We start from the raw sequence: 20680 nt of genomic DNA on the forward strand, positions 1-20680 counted from the left end.
TATATGCGGTTTTATGACAACACATGTCAATAAAAGCTGTCGCAATTCGGCGGCAGATGGATATAGATGCAGTTACATATGCTCACACGGGACATGTATAAAGATATGCGGTACAGTCCCGCAACATGCGCTTCCTTCTTTAGTGAAGGGGCGCTTTTTGTTTTTTGTAAAAGAAACCTCTATACCGCCTGGCTCGGCGCCTCTCCAGATTTAGGTTAATAAAGATTCTCTTTCCTACATATACTGACTTCTAGAGCCAGTCCAACAGCCAGATCAAAGATTCAGTCTAAAGGGGAGAGATTAGGGTGGAGCAATTAACCAAGAACAAACTATTTCGTTATGCGATCTGGCTCTTGCTCGGATTGATTATCTTGTATTTCATCTGGCTGCTGCGCCCTTTGTTTTTACATATCTACGGGTTCATCAAAACGATATTTGCTCCCTTCATCGTGGCCCTGATTATATCTTATGTGTTAAATCCCATTGTAAGTATGCTTGGGGGACGTAAGGTTCCGCGTTCAATCGCGGTGCTGTTAATCTATGCTTTTTTTCTCACCTGCATTGGAGTTATTCTGATGAACGTCATCCCTGTACTGATTGAGCAGCTTGAGGAATTAAACGAGCATATGCCGGAATTATCCATGCGTGCGCAAAGCCTGATGAACAGCATGGACCACAAGTTAATGCCGCCGAGCATACGCTCAGGCATGAACAGCTGGTTTTTTCAGATGGAGGATCGGCTGACTCAAGGCATTACCGTGCTGATGGACAATATCGGAGCGACCATTAATGTGCTGTTTAATGTGTTTATTGTGCCGTTTCTCATTTTCTATATGTTAAAAGATTTTGATGTGTTTGAACGCACGATCGTGGCTTATCTGCCCCGTTCTCGCCGCAAGGCGATTGTTTCGGTGATGAAGGAGATTGATACCGCTCTTGGCAACTATATCCGTGGGCAATTTATTGTATGTATTATCGTAGGCATCTTTGCATACATCGGATACATCGTGATTGATATGCCCTATGCCCTGCTTCTGGCAAGCATCGTAGCTGTGTTCAACATCGTGCCCTATCTGGGGCCTTTTCTGGGGGCGGCACCTGCGGTGGTGATGGCTTCAACGGTTTCGTTTAAAATGGTTCTGCTGGTTATCGTGGTGAACACACTCTGCCAAGTGCTGGAAAGCAACGTTGTTTCGCCCCAGGTGGTGGGCCGTACCTTGCATCTGCACCCGCTCTCTATCATCTTTGCACTGCTGGTTGGGGGGGAGCTGGCAGGCATTGTGGGACTCATATTGGCTGTGCCTGTTTTTGCTGTTCTCAAGGTTATCCTGCAACACTTTTTCGCTTATTACATCAAACGAAGAACAGAGTGATAAGTAATCAGAAGAAGGAACAATTAACAAAGAAAAATGGAATGCGCGTAGAGGATCGGATAACGAGGGAAATGTCTGCGATTTGTCGATGCAGGCGCGTTGACACTAACTAACTCTGTCGATATAATGAGAGTGTATGTTTACAAAGTGAAAACGATGATGAAATGAAGTATGCCGAGGGTTCCTTTCCTCAGAGAATAGACTTCTTCGAATTCAGAAATGGCTCTGAGTTTGCTGGCTGGAAAAGTCTTGAAAGTTGAAGCGGCAGAAAGCTGATTTCGGAGTGCAGGACAACCCTGCCGGGCGCGACCGTTACTCGCATTAACGAGGAGATTGTTCGTTCATCCGCTTAGAACGGGGTCAAGAACAATAACCAGGGTGGTACCGCGATAACATCGTCCCTGATTTAATTCAGGGGCGTTTTTTGTGTTAATTTTTAAGTTGATTGAAGTTAACCAACCGGGGCGATCTCGCTGCGGACATTATAATTTGATGGGGGCAACCAGTATGAAAGCCAGTGAAATCCGTTCCAAATGGATAGAGTTTTTTGCAAGTAAAGGACACAAAATTGAACCAAGCGCATCGCTTGTGCCGCATAACGATCCGTCTCTGCTGTGGATTAATGCAGGTATGGCACCGCTCAAGCCGTACTTTGACGGACGGGAGAAGCCGGAGAATCCACGTCTTGCCAACTCTCAAAAATGTATTCGTACGAATGATATCGAAAATGTCGGCAAAACACGTCGTCACCACACGTTCTTTGAAATGCTGGGTAACTTCTCGATTGGCGATTATTTCAAGGAAGAAACAATTACCTGGGCTTGGGAATTTCTAACGAGCAAAGAGTGGATCGGATTTGACCCGGATCGTCTGTCCGTTACGGTCTACCCGGAAGATGAGGAAGCGTTCAAGCTGTGGAATGAAAAAATCGGCCTGCCCGCTGAACGGATTATTAAGCTGGATGAGAACTTCTGGGATATCGGCGAAGGCCCGTGCGGACCTTGTACCGAGATCTTCTATGATCGCGGCGAGGCCTACGGCAGTGATATGAATGATCCAGAGATGTACCCTGGTGGAGAAAACGAGCGTTATCTGGAAGTATGGAACCTTGTATTCTCACAATTTAACCACAACAAGGACGGTAGTTACACACCGCTTCCGAACAAAAATATTGATACTGGTGCGGGTCTGGAGCGTTTTGCTTCCATTCTGCAAAATGTAGATTCGAACTTTGATACAGACCTGTTCCAGCCAATGATTCAAAAAACAGCCGCTTTGGCGGGTGTGAAATATAACGACAGCGTAGAGATCGACGTTGCGCTCAAAGTCATTGCCGATCATATTCGTACAGTTGCATTTGCTGTAGGCGACGGTGTACTGCCAAGCAATGAAGGTCGCGGATATGTTATCCGTCGTCTGTTGCGTCGTGCTGTTCGTTACGGTAAAGTGCTGGGTCTGGATCGTCCTTTCCTGTATGAGCTGACAACAACTGTTGGTGAAGTCATGGGCATGTACTATCCAGAAGTGGTAGAAAAGCAGGAGTTTATTGCCAAAGTGATCAAAACCGAAGAAGAGCGTTTCCACGAAACCTTGTCGGATGGACTTGCGATTCTGGCTGATATCAGTGCGGCAGCAAAATCCGAAGGACGTACGGTGATTAGCGGACCAGAAGCGTTCAAGTTGTATGATACGTATGGATTCCCGTTTGACCTGACAGAGGATTATGCGGCTGAGCATGGTCTGACGGTAGATCGCGAAGGCTTTGATGCATCCATGCAGGAGCAGCGTGACCGTGCCCGTGCAGGACGTCAAGAGAACGAAAGCATGAAGATTCAAGGCGGACCGCTGGCTGACCTGGAGGTTAAAAGCGAGTTTGTTGGATATACTGACCTGTTGACGGAAGCAAAAGTGGTAGCCATTGTTGCAGGAGATGCTTTTGCAGACGCTGTAGGCGAGGGACAGACAGCTCAGGTTATTCTGGACAGAACTCCTTTCTATGCGGAAAGTGGCGGTCAAGTGAGTGACCAAGGCGTGCTTCGCGGTACAGCTGCTGTGGCCAAGGTTCAAGGTTTGTTTAAGGCTCCGCAAGGACAGCATGTGCACATGGTAACGATTGAGTCTGGTGAGCTCCGTGTGGGAGATAACATTCAAGCCGAAGTGGATTCCACCAAACGCGGTGACATTATCAAAAACCATACGGCAACCCACTTGCTGCATAAAGCGCTGAAAGATGTACTGGGTACGCATGTTAATCAGGCCGGTTCCCTGGTGGAGCCACAGCGTCTTCGTTTCGACTTCTCTCACTTTGGCAGCATTACGCCGGAAGAACTAACGGAAATTGAGCGTCAAGTGAATGAGCAGATCTGGAATCGCCTCAACGTGAACATTGAGCTGAAAGGCATTGATGAAGCGAAGGCAATGGGCGCTATGGCCCTGTTCGGAGAGAAATATGGAGATATCGTGCGCGTCGTTCAAATTGGCGAGTACAGTTTGGAACTTTGTGGCGGCTGTCACGTAAATAATACTTCAGAGATCGGAATCTTCAAATTGGTGAGCGAGAGCGGAATTGGTTCCGGTGTGCGCCGGATTGAAGCTGTGACAGGTCGAGGGGCTTATCTGTACGTGGAAAGTCAGCTTGAACTGCTCAAGCAGTCCGCGGCATTGCTTAAAGCAAACGTCACTGATGTGCCTAAGCGGATTGAAGGTCTGAATCAGCAACTGAAAGAAGCGGCTAGAGAGACTGAATCTTTGCAAAGCAAACTTAGTGCGATGGAAGCAGGTCAGCTCACCGATCAAGTCGTACAAGCTGGCAATACACAAGTGCTGGCAGCACGCGTGGATGCACCGAATATGGATGCACTGCGTACTGTTGCGGATGAGTTGAAAGTGAAATTGCCTGATGCAGTGCTGGTGCTTGGTGCGCCGGCAGATGGCAAAGTGAATTTTGTTGTTGCAGTACCTGCCGAGCAGGTTAAACAAGGTCTGCATGCGGGGAAAATCGTCAAGGAAGTTGCAGCTGTATGTGGCGGCGGTGGCGGTGGACGTCCGGATATGGCACAGGCCGGAGGCAAGGACGCAAGTAAGCTGGATGAAGCGTTGAAACTGGCCGTTTCGATCGTCAGCCAGTAAAGGACAAGCAAAAAACACAATTGCCTTATCCTTTGTGTACTTGTGGCAGTCAGAATATGTTATTATATAAACAGAAATCAATTCGGCAGGACATGGTCCCCATGTTCATGCAGGAGCGAGGTGTCATCAATGGACTCCATGGATAAGACGGTTAAATTTAATGTGAAAGGTGATGAGCAGGAGGCATCTTCACAAGAGATTCTCCTCACGGTATATGACGCGCTGGTCGATAAAGAGTATAATCCCATTAACCAGATCGTTGGATATCTGATATCTGGCGACCCCGCGTATATTCCGCGTCACAACAACGCACGCAGTCTGGTCCGGAAAAAGGAGCGCGACGAGCTGATTGAAGAGCTGGTACGTTCTTATCTGGCCAATCACCGGTAATATATGCCGCTTTCGTGGATCTGCAGCCATGCAGACAAACGAACAATGAACCGACAGAAGACAGACTGAAGTCTGAGCAGACGTTAGCATTAATCTGCACAGGCCTTGGGATGGGAGAGCATGATGAAAAAATTAGGTTTGGACTACGGGGACCGCAGAATCGGAGTTGCCGTGAGTGACGCCTTCGGTTGGACTGCCCAGGGATTGGAAGTGCTTGAACGCCGCCGGGATGAAGGTGAGTTCACGCGAATTGCTGCATTGGTGCGAGAGCACGAGATCAGCGAGATTGTGGTTGGACTCCCCAAGAACATGAACGGTACCGTAGGGCCGCGCGGTGAACTTTGCATTGCGTTTGCCGAACGCCTGCGGGGCGAGCTGAATTTACCTGTTCACCTTTGGGATGAACGGCTGACAACGATGGCAGCCGAACGTACGCTGATTGAAGCGGATGTCAGCCGGAAAAAACGCAAACAGGTTGTGGACAAAATGGCCGCCAGCCTGATTTTGCAAAATTATTTGGATGCCAATAGTAAAAGGTGAGGGGGATCAACAATGGCTGAAGATCAACTGGGTATGGAAGAAGAAGCTGAGATCATTTACATTGCAGATGATGAGGGTAATGAAGAGGAATTTGAAGTCATCATGAAATTCGAAGTAGACGGTTCGGAGGCCAAGTATATGATGGTTGCTCCGGTTGAACCTGAAGATGGCGAGACGGATGTCTATGCATTCCGTTATGAAGAAGAAGGCGACGATATCAAACTTTTCGTGATCCAAGATGATGCCGAGTGGGATATTGTCGAGGAGACCTTTAATACATTTCTTGCTGAAGATGAAGAGGAAGCGAACTAAATGACGGAATATAATCGCAAGGACCTGAAATGGACAGATTCGCTGCGTCTGGCATTCGGTGCTCATGTAGAGCTCGAGGAAGAGAACGGTAAATCACATCCGTACGAACTGCTCGCTGAATTTGAAGTTCATGGGCAGCAGTACGCGGTACTCCGCAGTTCATTGCGTCCGTATGACGAAGTTGAGCTGCTGCGGGTTCTACCTGGCAGTGAAGACCAGATCATGCCGGAATTAGTTACGATTGATGATGACGATGAGTGGGAGAGCATCTCGGAGCTTTATGATGAATGCACTCTCCCGATTGACGAGGATTAATCAGCTTCAAATTGAAAAAACCGGAAGGGCGGAGCAGTCCGCTCTTTTTGGTTGTGTAAAGGAGTTGTTTCTCTGTTGAAAGGCAAAGTCATAGGTAGCCTGTTGCTCGTGCTGCTGCTTCTTGCAGTTGGGGCCGGCGGTTATATCTGGAGCTTGATGCGTCCGGTGCAAGCCTCTTCCGAGCCTGTCGTGTTTGAAATTAAAAGCGGGGCAGGAACTTCCCAGATCGCGGATCAGCTTCAGCAAGAAGGGCTGATACGGAACAGTCTGGTGTTCAAGGGGTATTTGAAATGGAATAAACTTGGCGGTAAATTTATGGCCGGAACGTACGCGATGAATCCGGGTGTAACGTTTGATGAGATCATTCATAAACTGAACAGCGGTGATGTCGTTCCCGAGGAGATGGTGAAATTCACCATACCGGAGGGATACACCGTTCTGCAAATGGCGGACAAGCTATCGGCAGAGGGGATTGTGGATAAAAAGGAATTCCTCAAGCTGGCGAACGAGCCATCGGCCTTTGATGTGGAGATAATCAAAAATATGCCGGTGGATGAGGAAATGCGATATGCACTGGAAGGCTACCTGTTCCCGGAGACATATGAAATGAAAAAGGGCAGCACAACCCATGAGGTGATGCAGCGGATGCTTGAGGAATTTCAGACGAGAGTAAATTCTATCCCCGATTTACAAGCAAAGCTTGAGGAGAAGAAGCTTTCGTTGCATGAATTGTTAACGATCGCATCACTGGTAGAACGAGAAGTGGTTGTGGACAAAGAACGTGCATTGGTAGCAGGTGTAATCTATAATCGGATCAAAGAGGACATGAAGCTGGAGATTGATGCAACGGTTCAGTATCTGCTGGATAAGCCGAAAGCAAGGCTGCTGTTCAAAGATTTGAAGGTGGAAAGCCCATATAATACGTATTTGAACAAAGGATTGCCGCCGGGACCTATTGCCAGTCCGAGTCTTGCTTCCATCAAGGCCGCGCTGAGTCCAGAGGCTTCGGAATATCTGTTTTATGTAACAAAGAAAGATGGTACGTCAGGGCATCTCTTTGCCAAGACATACAAGGAACATGAGCAAAATATAGCCAAAAGTAAGGCTGCGCAATAAGCGGAGGGGATTAGATGAGTAACAAACATGAACTGCTCGTGACAGCGGCTAATGTAAAAGAGGCGGAAGCATTGCTTCAGGCCGGAGCAGATGCTTTATTAATTGGAGATGACCGCTTTGGCATGCGCCTGCCGGGCAGCTTCAGTGTGGAGGAAACGGCAGAGGTGGCAGCTTTGGCTGCCAAGCATAACGCAAAGGTTATTGTGTCCATGAACAACCTCATGTCCAATGAATTATTGAAAGAATTGCCTGAATATGTGCAAGCATTGGGACGGATTGGTGTGCACGCAGTCGAGTTTAATGACCCGTCCGTATTGGCTGCAATCAAGGAGCATGCTCCGCACATTCGTTTGCACTGGAACGCCGAGATGACGTCCACGAACTATGCCACGGCTAACTATTGGGGAACCAAAGGGGCCGGACGGGTGGTGCTTGCGCGGGAGCTGAACATGGACGAGATCACGGAGATGGTTCCCTTTTTAAAAGTGGAGGCACAGGTTCAGGTTCATGGCATGACCAACATTTATCACTCCAAGCGCAGTCTGGTGCAAAGTTACATGGCTCACCAGGGGCGTCCGGTAGAAGGACATCTTGGCAAGGAACGTGGTTTATTCCTGATTGAGGCAGAGCGGCGGGATGAGAAATTCCCGATCTATGAGGATATGAACGGAACACATATTATGAGCTCTGAGGATATTTGCATTCTGGAGGATCTTCATCTGATGATGGAGGCAGGTGTGCATAGCTTCAAGGTGGAGGGCATTCTGAAACCTTTGGCTTATAATGAAGCTGTTGTTAGGGCTTATCGTCAGGCGATTGATCTGTATGAAGCTGACCCGGATTCGTATGAATATGACGAGCAGTGGCTGAAGGAAGTTCATGAGTTGCAGGACCCTGAGCGAGAATTGTCGTTTGGATTTTTTTACAAAGAACAAGTGTATTAATCGAAGAGGTGAACATGATGGAAACAGTGGCGGTCAAGCGGAAGTTCTCGGGTAAACGTAACCGTCTGGATAAACCGGAGTTGCTGGCTCCGGCGGGAAATCTGGAAAAATTAAAGTTTGCAATTCACTATGGTGCAGATGCTGTATATATTGGCGGACAGGCCTATGGGCTGCGTTCCAACGCAGATAACTTCAGTTTTGAAGAGATGCGTGAAGGTGTAGAATTTGCTAAAAAGTATGGAGCTAAGGTATTCGTGGCAACGAATATTTATGCCCATAACGAAGATGTGGCAGGCATTGAGGCGTACTTGCAGAGCCTGTATGATGCGGGCATCTCCGCAGTTATTGTTGCCGATCCGGCAATTATCGAGGTAGCATTGCGTGCGGTACCAGGCCTTGAGGTGCATCTTAGCACACAGCAGTCTACATTGAACTGGCAGGCTGTGAAGTTCTGGAAGGATGAAGGGCTGCCACGAGTGGTGCTCGGCCGTGAAACAAGCTTTGAAGAGATTGAGGAAATCAAGAATCATGTCGATATCGAGATCGAAGCGTTCATTCATGGCGCGATGTGTTCCTCCTATTCCGGACGCTGTGTGTTGTCGAACCATTTTACAGACCGCGATTCCAACCGTGGGGGCTGCTGCCAGTCTTGCCGCTGGAAGTATGACCTGTTCGAGGACGCGAGAGAGGATACGGTCTGGGTAAGTGAAGAGGACATGCAGATGAAGGCCCCTGCACCATTCAAGCTGGGTGAAAATCAACTGCCTCTATTCCAGGAGCAGGATAACGCCTTCTCTATGGGGTCGAAGGATCTGTGCATGATCGGGCACATTCCCGAACTGATTGATGTAGGTGTGGACAGCTTCAAGATTGAAGGCCGCATGAAATCCATTCATTATGTTGCAACGGTTGTCAACGTATATCGTCAGGCGATTGATTCGTATATGGCTGATCCTGAAAATTATGTGCTGAAACCGGAGTGGGTGGAGGAGATGAACAAGGCGGCAAATCGTCCGCTGAATACAGGTTTCTTCTACGATACGCCAGATCACGAGGATCATATCTATGAGCCGGAGGAAAAAGCAGTCCCTTACGATTTCGCTGGTCTCGTTATGGATTATGATGCAGCTACAGGTATGGCAACAATTCAACAGCGGAACCACTTCAAACCGGGACAGGAGATTGAATTTTTCGGTCCTAACGGTACGTTCTTTAAACAGGTGGTTGGGGAAATTCAGGATCAAGAGGGGAAAGTGCTTGATGCTGCCCGCCATCCGTTGCAGCTAGTGAAGATGAAAGTCGATCAGCCAGTGTCCTACTTTGATATGATGAGAAAAAAGAAGTAGGTTATTCTGTCATCGAAGTGGGTTGGTTGATAGGAATGAGAGAACTTGAGTCAGGCATGTCCTAGCTATATATACCTATGAATCCACCTTCGGTACTAAAGAATAATAAAAGAACATCTCCAAACCATCAGAAATGAGGTGGAGGAGATGTTTTTCGAATAACAGACCCCCGTATATCGGTAAATGGGTCTCTTTTTTTTATAGAAAAATAGGAAAAAAGTTGTAATATATTTCCGAGAAATTGGAGGGAAAGAGGGAAAGTTGTCGAATACTACATATTTATAGGGGAGAGATTAAAAATCTAACAAGAAAATTACTGGCAGGTGAATGGGATTGGTTCAAAAGAAGGATAAAGACAGTGGGGAACAGTTTACACAGCCCGAACAGGCTAAGCCTGATAAGACACAGAAGGTGAAAAAAGTTAAACCGGTTAAAATCAAAAAAGAAGGAGGCAATAAAAAGCCTTTCAAGATTGATTTTAGTAAAATCCGGCTTAATCGAGTTAAGACGGACTGGATCAAGAAACAGCTCAAAAATAGAGATTGGAAGGGACTCGGAGGAACGTCGTTTAGACAGATTAGAAGAGTGAATCCAGCCAAGTCTGTGGGGGTTAAGCTATTTTTAATCTTCTTTGCAGCCATCATGATCGTAGTAGTCAGTTTGGGTCTATTATCCTATTCAAAAGCTAAAAACACCATTGAGATCAACGCATCCAGAGCGAATCAGGAAACAATTGATCAAACGAAACAGAAGCTTGATATCATTCTGGAGAGATTTGTGGATACGTCTACACAGATTTTCTTTGATCCAGAGATGCAGAGTTTGCTACAGAAAATGTCAGATCCGAATCTGACAGCGTATGATACATTCGTGAATACGAGCTCGATCAATAAACAGTTATCGAATGTTGCGTTTACAAATAAATCTATGGAAGCGATTTATCTTGTGCCTACAGACGAATCAAAATCGGTGATGGGCACAGGCAACAGCAGCTCATCCATGGGAAGCATTCGTCAGGAGCCTTGGTACAACGAGCTTATTTCGCAGGGCGGATATCGCTGGCTCCCTACAGAGGAGAAGAAGGACGGATCATCAGCAACCTTCCGAATTGCACGCTCTATGAAGAACCTGCAAGGCACGACACAATCCTACGTGCTGATCATTGAGTTGAAGCTGGAGGTGCTGGAAGAACAGTTGAAATCACTGGATCTGGGGCCAGGTTCGGTACTTCAACTGATTGCGCCTGATAACCGAGTGGTTGCTTCTACTCTTCCTGATCGTATTGGCAAAGCAACAGAGCTTACTTTTGTCAAAGATTTAAAGGAAGCAGGAGGAAGTACCAATGCCGAATATGAGGTGGATGGCAAATCAACCAACATGCTGGCTGTATACAGCACGATGGAGACATCAGGCTGGAAGCTCATCGGTCTGATTCCTACTTCAATGCTGGTTAAAGACGCCAAAGGCATTCTGACACTAACCCTGTGGATGGCGCTTGTAGATGCCGCTATTGCGGTATTGATCGGTGTATGGATGGTTCGCATGATTGCTCGTCCACTTAGCAGATTGAAAGACTTGATGCAGGAGGGCGCGAAGGGGAATCTGAAAGTGAGAACTCCATTTGCTTCCAAAGACGAGATTGGACAGTTGTCCGCCGCATTTAATACGATGATGGAGCAGATTACCAATCTGGTTGAGCAAACCAATCGTACAGCACAGGAAGTGCTGGATACAGCCGCAGAATTGAGCAACGCATCGAAGAAAACAGCGGTGTCTGCATCTGAAATCGCTGTGGCTACGGAAGAAATTGCTGGTGGCGCAGGCAGTCTCGCGACAGAGGCAGAAAGAGGAAATGAGTTAACGGACAACATTTCTCGCCAGATGGAAAGTGTTATTGCTGCCAATGAGGAGATGGGCGATTCGGCCCGTCATGTAGAGAAATCCAGTCAGACGGGAACACAGCATCTGAATCAATTGATGACCAAAACACAGAAAACCGAAGAAATGATCGGCGCATTGGTGAGAAAAGTGGATTCGTTGAAGGAAAGCACATCGTCTGTATTAAAAGTGCTGGATGTCATGCAAAATATTACGAAACAAACGAACATCTTGTCTCTTAATGCAACGATTGAAGCGGCGCGTGCAGGAGCGGCAGGTCGTGGATTTATGGTTGTAGCGGATGAAGTACGTCAGCTCGCAGCCCAGTCCAGACAGTCCATTGATATGGTCGGAGAGATTACCGACAAAATCATGTCAGAGATGAACGAAACGGTTGAAGCCCTGTCGGATGCCTACCCACTATTCAAAGAACAGATGGATGCGGTGAAGGATACCAATGTGATCTTTGCTTCTGTACAGGAGCAAATGGGAGCATTCGTGGAACGTCTGGGTATGGTTACAGGCTCTATTGGAGAACTGAGCAAATCTCAGGCTACGCTGTCTGAAGCGATGAGTAATGTCAGTGCGGTCGCTGAAGAGTCCTCCGCTACTTCTGAGGAAGTAGCTTCACTGAGCAGTGAACAACAGAATATCAGTAACCAGCTAGTAAGTCTATCTGGTAAGCTGGAGAATGTGTCCAATGAACTGAAAGACACGCTGTCACGTTTCACCGTATAAAATGTTTGACGGAACCTGTCCCTGTTTGGGGCAGGTTTTCTTGATTTTTCCGGATAATTCCATACACCTTAACGGATAATAGTTGAAAAAGGTAAGGGTGGAATACTGACGTGCAACTGCAGCTTGGATGGAAGCGCCGTATAGCGATGCTTTGCGCCGGCTTGACACTTATTTTTGCAATTCTGGCGCTAAGACTTGGCTGGATTCAGATGGCTCAGGTGAACCGGGTGATGCCAGGATATCAACGAACGCTGCGTGAGATGTCAGTGCTGCAGCGAGAACGAGGTGTGATGCTTGATTCGGGCCGGGGGCAGTTTACGGATCATTATGGACGTCCATTAACCGGCAGACTGGAATGGGGGCTTGTTTTTTTTCCAGGACAGCACCAATTGGACTCAAATTTGAAGACGCACAAACCTAAGAGGCAGTTCAAGCTAGAACAACTGGCGTCAATACTAAATAGCCGGACAGATTCGCTCAAAGCGGAGTGGCAGCAGGAGCAGACTCCTCATTTCTGGACTGGAGGTGGATCAGAACCGGTTCTGCTGAATGAAACGCAACGCTTACGCATACATGAACTGGGGATTGAAGGGATCGAAGTCTATCCTGTTATGGCGAGGTACGCTCACAAGGCAAGCGGCAGTCAATGGCTAGGATACCTGAATGAACAAGCCACAATAGCGGGGCAGTCAGGCAGTCATCAGGATGAGGTGAAGCAGCCTTATGCAATGAAGTCTGGGGCGGCCGGGCTGGAGAGAACGCTGGAGCCTCTATTACGAGGTGTTGGTCCGACTCTGGTGTCCCGGATGGTCTCGGGGAATGGACAGGTTATTTCGGAGATGCAGCCAAGAGTTATTGCACCTGCGAATCAACACTATCCTTTAATGGTGGAAACAACGATTGATGCTCGTATACAACAAGCTATTGAGGACCTTACGCAATCTTCGGGCATGCAGGAAGGCGCTGTCGTTGTACTGGATACGGCGAATGCAGATGTACGTGCCATGGTATCACGTCCTTTCTATGATCCGCAGCATGTGGACCCCAAGCACTCCTCCTCTTGGGGTAATCGAGCTATCCAGGGAGCGGTGCCAGGCTCTATTTTCAAAATAGTGACGGCAGCAGCCGCACTGGAGAATGGTGTCGTTTCTCGGAATGAGCAGTTCCACTGTGAAGGTAAATACGGAAAATACGGTCTTTCCTGCTGGAAGCAGCATGGACATGGGGAGCTGAATCTGGAGCAGGGCTTTGCCGAGTCCTGCAACATTGTTTTTGCTGAAATTGCCCGCAGACTGCACACGGAGCAATTGGAACAGACTGCGGATCTTCTGGGGCTTGCACGTACCGTAGGCTGGCAGGAGCAGCATATTGCGGGTATGCCTGTGTTGAAGCATTTTGATCATGAAGAGTCAGGGCGTATTCGAACGGAAGCCGTCAAGTCTGACGATGAAGGGGCCAGAATCCAGACAGCGATTGGACAGCGGGACGCTTTGGTTACTCCATTACAGGCGGCTAACCTGATGGTGACACTGCTGCATGATGGCCAAGTGACGGCTCCCCGTCTTGTACAGCGTATTCGGTATGCGGACGGAGGAACAATGCTGGAAATGCCCTTACATGCATCTCCATCTGCAGCAGGACAGATATCCCCGACTACCGCACATCAGCTATTGAGCTGGATGCATACTGTTGTTCGCAAGGGCACAGGAAAATCCCTGCAGCATGCGAGGTGGCATGTTGCAGGGAAGTCAGGAACAGCTCAGGTGATGCACAAGGGAAAACCTAAAAACCATCAATGGTTTATCGGATACGGCCCCATCGAAGACCCGAAATATGCTGTTGCTGTGCTCGTGCAGAACGTCTCACCGAGCAGTGCTCATCAAGCGACAGCTTTATTTGGAAAGGTGATGGACTACTTGGCAAGCTCAAATTGAACTGTATATGGAAATAAATAATTTTGCTCAGTGGCCGTTCATTATTCACCTGTTTTCTTGGAGGTGCCGGGAACAGGTGAGTCCATCACGAGTGGTGAGGAGTCGAATTCGTCCTGAGGCAGATGAATCCATTTTTGCAGGTAACCCTGCTCGAGCAGTTCTTTTAATAAAATCAGAAGCACTGGAGAAAGCACAACACCTGCAAGTCCAAAGATGGAGAGAGAAATCAGCATGAAAGAAAGCATCAAATAAGCAGAAGAGACACCAATCGAATTGCCCGAAATTTTAGGTTCAAGCAATTGCCGAGTCAGCATCGTTACGGCCAAAATGACAATTAGTCCGATCGCGAGCACGCTGTCTCCCACAATAAGTAAATAAATAATCCATGGAATGAATATGACAGGCACGCCGAGCAGCGGTACCAGATCAAATATGGCACAGATGGCTGCGACTGTAAAAGCGTTGGAAGTTCCCAGAATCAGCAATCCTGCATATATCAATACGAATGTAATAAGCATCATAATCAACTGTGCTTTTATGTAGAAACGAATGGTCTTGAACACGTGAGTTCGCATAAAATTGTTAGCCGTTTTTAATGTCTTTGGCATTTTGGCACGAGCGAATTTACGCCAGGATTCAATCTCGATGCTGAGAAAAAAGGCAAGAATGATCGCGATCCCGAAGTTGGTTATAAAGGAAGAGAATGAGCTGAGAAAACCGATGATAACCTGTGCCCCGCTGGCGACCCATTTGGACAGAAAGCCGGATAGCGTGGCGAAATATTCATTGATTTTATCCAGTATTCCTCCGGGAAGAGCATTTGATTTGTCCTGTATCAGCAGTACGAGATTGGTGAATTCATGCTGAATTAACTGAACGTATCCCGGGAAGTTGGACTGCAGATCGGAAATTTGCGAAATGATGAAGAAACCAACCCCAAAGAAGCCGGCAATGATCAGCCCGAGAAATAACAAGAGAGCGATGGTTGTGCCCAGCACTTTAGGCAGGCCTTTTCGATGCAGAAAGCTGGCTAAGGGTTCAATTATCCAGAATACAAGAAATGAAAGGAAAACAGGCGCAGCGATGTGATACAATTTACTAAAAGTGAACATGATAACGTACACGGTTAACACGAGCAGAGCGATATCGAAAACGGTACGCCCGTATTTTTTATACAGCGGCAACATGGACATAGACTCCTTTACAGGTATAAATTAGATTGTATTCATTGTACATGATAGTGCTATTTGGGGGAACAGCATTTAAGAAATGTGATAATTATGATAAAATTAAAGGCGATTTATTTTAGATAGTGCCTATCAGGCCGTAAATTAGTAGGAGAAGTGGGGAATCAACATCATGACAACGATGCTTCAGAGTATTTTATTATGGTTATTTTACCTGTCCTCTTTTTACGCTTTTATTCCAAGTCTGATTAGCAGACTGTTTGGTTTTCGTGTATTCAGAAGGGGAGAGAGTGATACAGCGTATGCTTTAACGTTTGATGATGGACCAGACCCGACATATACACCTCGTTTGCTTGATTTGCTGCGAGAGCATGATGTGAAGGCAACCTTTTTTGTTGTGGGCGAGCATGCGGAGAGTCACCCTGAGTTAATCAGACGTATTCATGAAGAAGGGCATTTAATTGGTATTCATAATTATATCCATAAAACGAACTGGCTAATGCGACCGCAAACAGTGCGGGATCAGATCCAACGAACAGGTCAGATTATTGAAGAAATTACGGGTGAGAAAACCTGTTATTATCGTCCACCATGGGGCATTGTGAACCTGTTTGATTTTTTCAGTAAAAAGGATCGTAAAATTATTCTGTGGTCTGCCATGTTTGAGGACTGGAGATGCAGTGTGGGTGCAGAGCTATTAAAGGAACGCATGCTTCGGAAGTTAAAGGGCGGAGAGGTGCTGCTGCTACATGATCGGGGTACAACCCTTGGAGCTGATGCACAGGCGCCAGAGCAGATGCTTGAAGCGCTGGCGACCGTTCTTGTGGAAGCGAAGCGCCGTGGATTAACCAGTGTTCGAGTGGATACGCTGATGAATGGCGATACAGCCACTTCCACTGTGAATCAAACCGAAACCCGGAAAAACCTGAAGCTGTGGAAACGTGCTTTGGTTGCGTTGTGGTTAGGTTGGGAGAAGCTGTTTCACTGGGTATACCACCTGAGAACGGCTTCCCCGGAAGATCCAATGCTTCATTTCCGTTCCCGTGTATATCATGGTGCAAGGGTAGAGATGGGGCAAGGTTACGTTTTACAGAACGGGGATCCGATTATTGAGCTGCATTTTGATAATCAGAAATTATATGAACTTGGAGTAAGCTCACGCTCTAGCATGCACTTAGCCATTCGCATGATTCGTACCATGGAGCAGCAACTGCCTGATCTGGCTGAGCTTGTTGCGGCTGATTCGGAATTACGCTCAGCGAAAGCGATCTACGGTGTGAGCATGATTAATCGTGGACCCGAGAAGTTTGGATTTACAATTCAGGAGTTGCCTCCAGGCCCGTTCAGCATGGCCTCCAGGCTATATCTGAAGCTGCTGCTTGGCGTCATTCATCCGGCGGGGAAAGACCGTCTGAAACAGCGTACAGATCAATTGGTGCCCAAAATGATTGTTATGCCAGTGGAGGAACTGTTAAAACGCTACGGACAGCATCGTAAGCTTGCTGCTGCTTCGACTGAGGATATACGAGACGAGTCAATTTTACTTGAAAACGAAATTTTGCCAGAACGAAATTAATATCAAGCATAGGCCATGGACTCATTGTGTAATGACAAAAAGGATGCGCTCAGCTGTTGTAGCAGAGCGCATCCTTTTATTTATGTTTTGTTGTTTGCGTTATTACAAAATTAGATTTTCAGTACGCCACCGTTGCTAGCATTCGTTACAAGCTTGGAATAGCGGGCCAGATAACCAGTTTTGACTTTTGGTTCGAAACCTTTCCAGTTCGCACGACGGGCTGCGAATTCCTCATCGCTGATATGCAGCTCAATGATGCGGTTGTTCAGATCCAGTTCAATGATATCTCCTTCTTCAACAAAGGCAATTGGACCGCCTTCCGCTGCTTCTGGAGAGATATGTCCGATACTGATACCACGGGAGGCACCGGAGAAGCGTCCATCCGTGATCAGACCCACTTTCGCACCAAGACCCATACCTACGATCTGAGACGTTGGAGCGAGCATTTCAGGCATACCAGGTCCACCTTTTGGTCCTTCATAACGAATCACGACAACATGTCCTTCTTTTACTTTGCCGTTAGCAATGCCTTCAAGGGCTTGCTCCTGGGAGTCAAAGCAGATGGCAGGACCTTTGTGATATCCGCCAACGGAAGGATCAACCGCACCAACTTTGATGATGGCGCCTTGTGGTGCAAGGTTACCGAACAATACAGCCAAACCGCCTTTTTCGGAGTGAGGGTTGTCCAGTTTGTGAATTACGTTGGTGTCTTTGATCTCCTGACCTTCCACGTTCTCACGGATGGTTTTACCTGTAACCGTAATACAGTCTGCATGAATTGCACCTGGTTTCTTGAGCAATTCGTTCAGTACTGCGCTTACGCCGCCTGCATTGTGAACGTCTTCGATGTGCAGGTCGGAAGCAGGAGCAAGTTTAGCCAGATGCGGAACGCGGTTGGCTACTTCATTGATCCGCTCGATTGGATATTCGATGCCAGCTTCGTGAGCAAGAGCCAGCGTGTGCAATACAGTATTCGTGGAGCCGCCCATCGCCATATCCAGCGAAAACGCATTGTCGATCGCTTCTACAGTTACGATATCGCGCGGTTTCAGATCCAGCTTGATCAATTCCATTAATTGCTTGGCGGATTGTTTAACAAACTCACGACGCTCAGGAGCAACAGCCAGAATTGTTCCGTTACCCGGCATAGCCAGTCCCATTGCTTCTGCAAGGCAGTTCATGGAGTTAGCTGTAAACATACCGGAGCACGAGCCGCAAGTCGGGCAGCCAAACTGCTCAAGCTCAAGCAAGCTTTTATCATCAATTTTACCAGCCTGGAATGCACCTACGCCTTCAAATACAGACGTGAGGGAGAGAGCTTTACCGTTACTGTCACGGCCTGCTTTCATCGGCCCACCACTTACAAATACGGTAGGGATGTTACAACGCAGTGCGCCCATCATCATACCAGGAGTGATTTTATCACAGTTCGGAATACAAACCATGCCGTCGAACCAGTGTGCAGACACAACCGTTTCCACCGAATCCGCGATAATGTCACGGCTTGGCAGGGAGTAACGCATGCCAATGTGGCCCATCGCAATCCCGTCATCTACCCCGATAGTATTGAATTCAAACGGAACGCCGCCGGCTTCACGAATGGCATCTTTAACAATTTTACCGAATTCCTGCAGGTGGACGTGACCAGGGACAATATCAATGTAAGAGTTACATACCGCAATAAACGGCTTGCCGAAATCCTCTTCTTTAACGCCCGCTGCACGGAGCAAACTCCGGTGTGGTGCGCGGTCAAAACCTTTTTTGATCATATCGGAACGCATCTTATTGGCTGACATGGTGTATTCCCCCCAAATATATAGTATTGAGCAGCATGAATGGAAAAATAAATGGCAGTGCATCTGTCGTTTAATTTCATCCGTACTCTAGGGCGTGTCTTGAAACCTACTGAAGTGCATCTTTTACGCCTTTTCGCCCCCTGCTGCGTCACTTTCCCTAGACGTGCCCCGGCACGCCTGCGGAAAGCTTCCTGGCTTGGAACGAAAATTCAGCAAAATGGGCTTCCTTCAGCGTTTTCAGACACGCCCTAAAAAAACAGACCGGTTAATCCGGTTTCAGGCTTTCCGTAGTTTGTGACATTCTCTGTTGCTTTAAACCCGTGAACACCCGGTTTTTCTATAGAGTCTATCACAACCCTCGTCATATTTCTACAATCAATAGACAATAGAAAAGAAGCCAGATTTCATTTTCATGGATTTGGCTTCTGAAATATTGAAGAAAATGTAGTTTATTTTAAAAGCAGGGTACTTCAAGGGATCGTTAGCTGCTTCCACCTTTACGGCCGATCTCACGATAGAATTCCGTATTGTGATTCTCGGAGGTCGCTTCGCCGCCCTTGCGTCCGATTTCTTTATAAAATTCCGCATCGTGAGCATCGGAAGTGGCCTCGCCACCTTTTTTACCAATCATCTGGTAGAAGCTTCGGTCATGGCTTCTCGAAGTCGCTCTGCCGCCTAGGCGCCCAGCTTCTTCTCTACTCATTTTGCGATCTGGAGTATGCCCTCGTGTCATTACAAATCACTCCTTATAATGATAAGTTGTTTTTTGCAGTGTGTATCCTAAATTACCACATCATTTCCAGCCTGAAACAAAAAGGATGGGTTTCTATGGATGTCCGGGCTATAGTCCGAGTTATTAAGGAAGAGAATCTTATGGCATTAAGCTGAACGTTTGAAAGCACCGGGCCGATGCAAGGGAATTCGTGTGATGTCCGGTTCAATCAGTGCCTTGAAGGTACGTCGTACAAGCGGATGAGCCAGCGTAATGGCAAATAGCACAGCAACGACAAGGATGATTGGAATGAATAGGGCACTTCCCATATAACTGTAGATTCCCGACCAGATCGCCAGACGTACAAGAAAGCCGTGCAGCAGGAAAACGTATAACGTACGCTTGCCCAGATCAGTTATTTTAGAGGTCAGATTAGGTACCCAGGCTAGGAATAGCGATGCTGAAACGATCTCCAGCAGATATACACCGAGACGCAGCACTCCAGCATACCACTCATGATGCCCCAATTCGGCATACGTTTTGCTCCCTAGCAGCCAGCCTGCTGGAATATTCAAGCCGTCGCAAGCGATGTAGACCAGCAGGGCAACAGATAGAACAGCGGCGATTTTCCGGCCCCAGCCTGGAAGAAGGTGGGAGCGAATCGAGGCACCGTAGTCGTACCCAAGCACAAAAAAGGGCAGGAAAACAAGGGTGCGGCTGATACTCAGCCAGAATCCGTCAACAGGCAAATAACCTACGATAATGCCCAGCGCGATGGAGGCCATCAATCGTTGATGCGGCTTCCATGTAAGGGTCAGCCAGACGAGCAGCCTCCAGCAGAAATGGCTGGCAAGGAACCAGAGCAGCAGATAGGGTGCAAAGAAAGAAATCCGCATATGGGGTGTATGGAATAGGGTCACATCCATCAGGGAGTACAACGTTTGAAACAGAACATACTGTATGGCGATCTGTTTCAGCACATTGCGTCCGGAAGTCCCTCGAATGGAGGGTCTGGCGAAGTACCCGGTAACCCAGACAAAAAGTGGCATATGAAAGGTGTAGATCCACATAAACAAAGCTTCTGCCCCTGCAAAGCGTGTGATGAGCGGCTCAAGTGCGTTTGCAGCCAGTACGCAGACGATGAGCATGAAGCGAAGATTGTAAAAGAAAGATTCCTGATCATCTTGAATCAGTATCTGGTTTCTCATGATGCTGCCCCCTAATAAAACTTCATTCAAAAGTTGTATATCTGTATCAAGGGTAATATGATTTTCATGGTAACATTGTGATTTAATTCACATTAGTAAGCGTTATCTTTTCTCAAACCTGTGACAACAAAAAGAATGCTTCGGGATTGACAACCATTGCGTGCGGCATGACAATGGAGAAAGAAG

Annotated in this window: 15 protein-coding genes and 1 pseudogene; 12 read left to right on the forward strand and 4 right to left on the reverse strand. The window is 47.4% G+C overall.

The genetic code is table 11. The features are described from left to right. Positions 1 to 305 precede the first annotated feature (305 nt). The 11 genes from DFQ00_RS09585 to DFQ00_RS09635 all read left to right on the forward strand — a co-directional run bounded on the left by DFQ00_RS09585 (position 306) and on the right by DFQ00_RS09635 (position 14015). Positions 306 to 1373, forward strand: a complete 1068-nt coding sequence (locus tag DFQ00_RS09585; RefSeq protein WP_110896266.1) for an AI-2E family transporter — start codon at positions 306 to 308, stop codon at positions 1371 to 1373. Between the two features lie 507 nt (positions 1374 to 1880). Further along, positions 1881 to 4502 carry an alanine--tRNA ligase gene (alaS, locus tag DFQ00_RS09590; protein ID WP_110896267.1) on the forward strand — a complete coding sequence of 874 codons (2622 nt, stop codon included), beginning with the start codon at positions 1881 to 1883 and terminating at the stop codon, positions 4500 to 4502. A 129-nt stretch (positions 4503 to 4631) separates the two neighbouring features. Next, a complete protein-coding gene (locus tag DFQ00_RS09595) occupies positions 4632 to 4892 on the forward strand; it encodes an IreB family regulatory phosphoprotein (protein WP_090915537.1) in 261 nt (86 codons plus the stop codon). Between the two features lie 123 nt (positions 4893 to 5015). After that, on the forward strand, positions 5016 to 5432 hold the full coding sequence (gene ruvX / locus DFQ00_RS09600) for a Holliday junction resolvase RuvX (protein WP_174812308.1): 417 nt from the start codon (positions 5016 to 5018) through the stop codon (positions 5430 to 5432). 12 nt (positions 5433 to 5444) lie between these two features. Further along, positions 5445 to 5744 (forward strand): DUF1292 domain-containing protein, encoded by a 300-nt coding sequence (locus tag DFQ00_RS09605; protein ID WP_017686820.1) that lies wholly within the window; start codon positions 5445 to 5447, stop codon positions 5742 to 5744. Beyond that, a complete protein-coding gene (locus DFQ00_RS09610; protein ID WP_110896269.1) occupies positions 5745 to 6059 on the forward strand; it encodes a DUF1292 domain-containing protein in 315 nt (104 codons plus the stop codon). It begins immediately after the preceding gene. A gap of 75 nt (positions 6060 to 6134) precedes the next feature. Further along, positions 6135 to 7175 carry an endolytic transglycosylase MltG gene (gene mltG / locus DFQ00_RS09615; protein ID WP_279630394.1) on the forward strand — a complete coding sequence of 347 codons (1041 nt, stop codon included), beginning with the start codon at positions 6135 to 6137 and terminating at the stop codon, positions 7173 to 7175. A gap of 14 nt (positions 7176 to 7189) precedes the next feature. Continuing rightward, positions 7190 to 8119, forward strand: coding sequence for a peptidase U32 family protein (locus tag DFQ00_RS09620; protein WP_110896270.1), 930 nt, complete (start codon positions 7190 to 7192; stop codon positions 8117 to 8119). Positions 8120 to 8136: 17 nt separating this feature from the next. Beyond that, complete coding sequence (locus DFQ00_RS09625) at positions 8137 to 9465, forward strand: peptidase U32 family protein (protein ID WP_110896271.1); 1329 nt, start codon at positions 8137 to 8139, stop codon at positions 9463 to 9465. Between the two features lie 327 nt (positions 9466 to 9792). Continuing rightward, complete coding sequence (locus DFQ00_RS09630; RefSeq protein ID WP_244213759.1) at positions 9793 to 12081, forward strand: methyl-accepting chemotaxis protein; 2289 nt, start codon at positions 9793 to 9795, stop codon at positions 12079 to 12081. 230 nt (positions 12082 to 12311) lie between these two features. Then, positions 12312 to 14015 (forward strand): peptidoglycan D,D-transpeptidase FtsI family protein, encoded by a 1704-nt coding sequence (locus DFQ00_RS09635; protein ID WP_482805325.1) that lies wholly within the window; start codon positions 12312 to 12314, stop codon positions 14013 to 14015. Between the two features lie 41 nt (positions 14016 to 14056). On the opposite strand, the gene DFQ00_RS09640 is transcribed toward DFQ00_RS09635, so the two are convergent. Then, positions 14057 to 15202, reverse strand: coding sequence for an AI-2E family transporter (locus DFQ00_RS09640; RefSeq protein WP_110896273.1), 1146 nt, complete (start codon positions 15200 to 15202; stop codon positions 14057 to 14059). A 172-nt stretch (positions 15203 to 15374) separates the two neighbouring features. Between DFQ00_RS09640 and DFQ00_RS09645 the strand changes: the two genes are divergently transcribed. Continuing rightward, positions 15375 to 16778 carry a polysaccharide deacetylase family protein gene (locus tag DFQ00_RS09645; protein ID WP_110896274.1) on the forward strand — a complete coding sequence of 468 codons (1404 nt, stop codon included), beginning with the start codon at positions 15375 to 15377 and terminating at the stop codon, positions 16776 to 16778. Positions 16779 to 16888: 110 nt separating this feature from the next. Here DFQ00_RS09645 and ilvD read toward each other — a convergent pair whose 3' ends face one another. From ilvD to DFQ00_RS09660, 3 genes and pseudogenes are all read right to left on the reverse strand, one after another. Next, complete coding sequence (gene ilvD / locus DFQ00_RS09650) at positions 16889 to 18574, reverse strand: dihydroxy-acid dehydratase (protein ID WP_110896275.1); 1686 nt, start codon at positions 18572 to 18574, stop codon at positions 16889 to 16891. Positions 18575 to 19058: 484 nt separating this feature from the next. Further along, positions 19059 to 19307 (reverse strand): annotated as a pseudogene (locus DFQ00_RS09655) (KGG domain-containing protein); the annotation flags it as partial. A 146-nt stretch (positions 19308 to 19453) separates the two neighbouring features. Then, positions 19454 to 20494 carry an acyltransferase family protein gene (locus DFQ00_RS09660; protein WP_110896277.1) on the reverse strand — a complete coding sequence of 347 codons (1041 nt, stop codon included), beginning with the start codon at positions 20492 to 20494 and terminating at the stop codon, positions 19454 to 19456. Positions 20495 to 20680 lie beyond the last annotated feature (186 nt).

Source organism: Paenibacillus barcinonensis (assembly GCF_003217495.1).
Taxonomy (GTDB): domain Bacteria; phylum Bacillota; class Bacilli; order Paenibacillales; family Paenibacillaceae; genus Paenibacillus; species Paenibacillus barcinonensis.

Coding starts and splice junctions, on each gene's coding strand:
- ilvD (WP_110896275.1), bottom strand. CDS start 18,574: ATGTCAGCCAATAAGATGCGTTCCGATATGATCAAAAAAGGTTTTGAC.
- DFQ00_RS09625 (WP_110896271.1), top strand. CDS start 8,137: ATGGAAACAGTGGCGGTCAAGCGGAAGTTCTCGGGTAAACGTAACCGT.
- DFQ00_RS09660 (WP_110896277.1), bottom strand. CDS start 20,494: ATGAGAAACCAGATACTGATTCAAGATGATCAGGAATCTTTCTTTTAC.
- DFQ00_RS09620 (WP_110896270.1), top strand. CDS start 7,190: ATGAGTAACAAACATGAACTGCTCGTGACAGCGGCTAATGTAAAAGAG.
- DFQ00_RS09630 (WP_244213759.1), top strand. CDS start 9,793: ATGGGATTGGTTCAAAAGAAGGATAAAGACAGTGGGGAACAGTTTACA.
- ruvX (WP_174812308.1), top strand. CDS start 5,016: ATGAAAAAATTAGGTTTGGACTACGGGGACCGCAGAATCGGAGTTGCC.
- alaS (WP_110896267.1), top strand. CDS start 1,881: ATGAAAGCCAGTGAAATCCGTTCCAAATGGATAGAGTTTTTTGCAAGT.
- DFQ00_RS09645 (WP_110896274.1), top strand. CDS start 15,375: ATGACAACGATGCTTCAGAGTATTTTATTATGGTTATTTTACCTGTCC.
- DFQ00_RS09605 (WP_017686820.1), top strand. CDS start 5,445: ATGGCTGAAGATCAACTGGGTATGGAAGAAGAAGCTGAGATCATTTAC.
- DFQ00_RS09610 (WP_110896269.1), top strand. CDS start 5,745: ATGACGGAATATAATCGCAAGGACCTGAAATGGACAGATTCGCTGCGT.
- DFQ00_RS09595 (WP_090915537.1), top strand. CDS start 4,632: ATGGACTCCATGGATAAGACGGTTAAATTTAATGTGAAAGGTGATGAG.
- DFQ00_RS09640 (WP_110896273.1), bottom strand. CDS start 15,202: ATGTTGCCGCTGTATAAAAAATACGGGCGTACCGTTTTCGATATCGCT.
- DFQ00_RS09635 (WP_482805325.1), top strand. CDS start 12,312: ATGCCAGGATATCAACGAACGCTGCGTGAGATGTCAGTGCTGCAGCGA.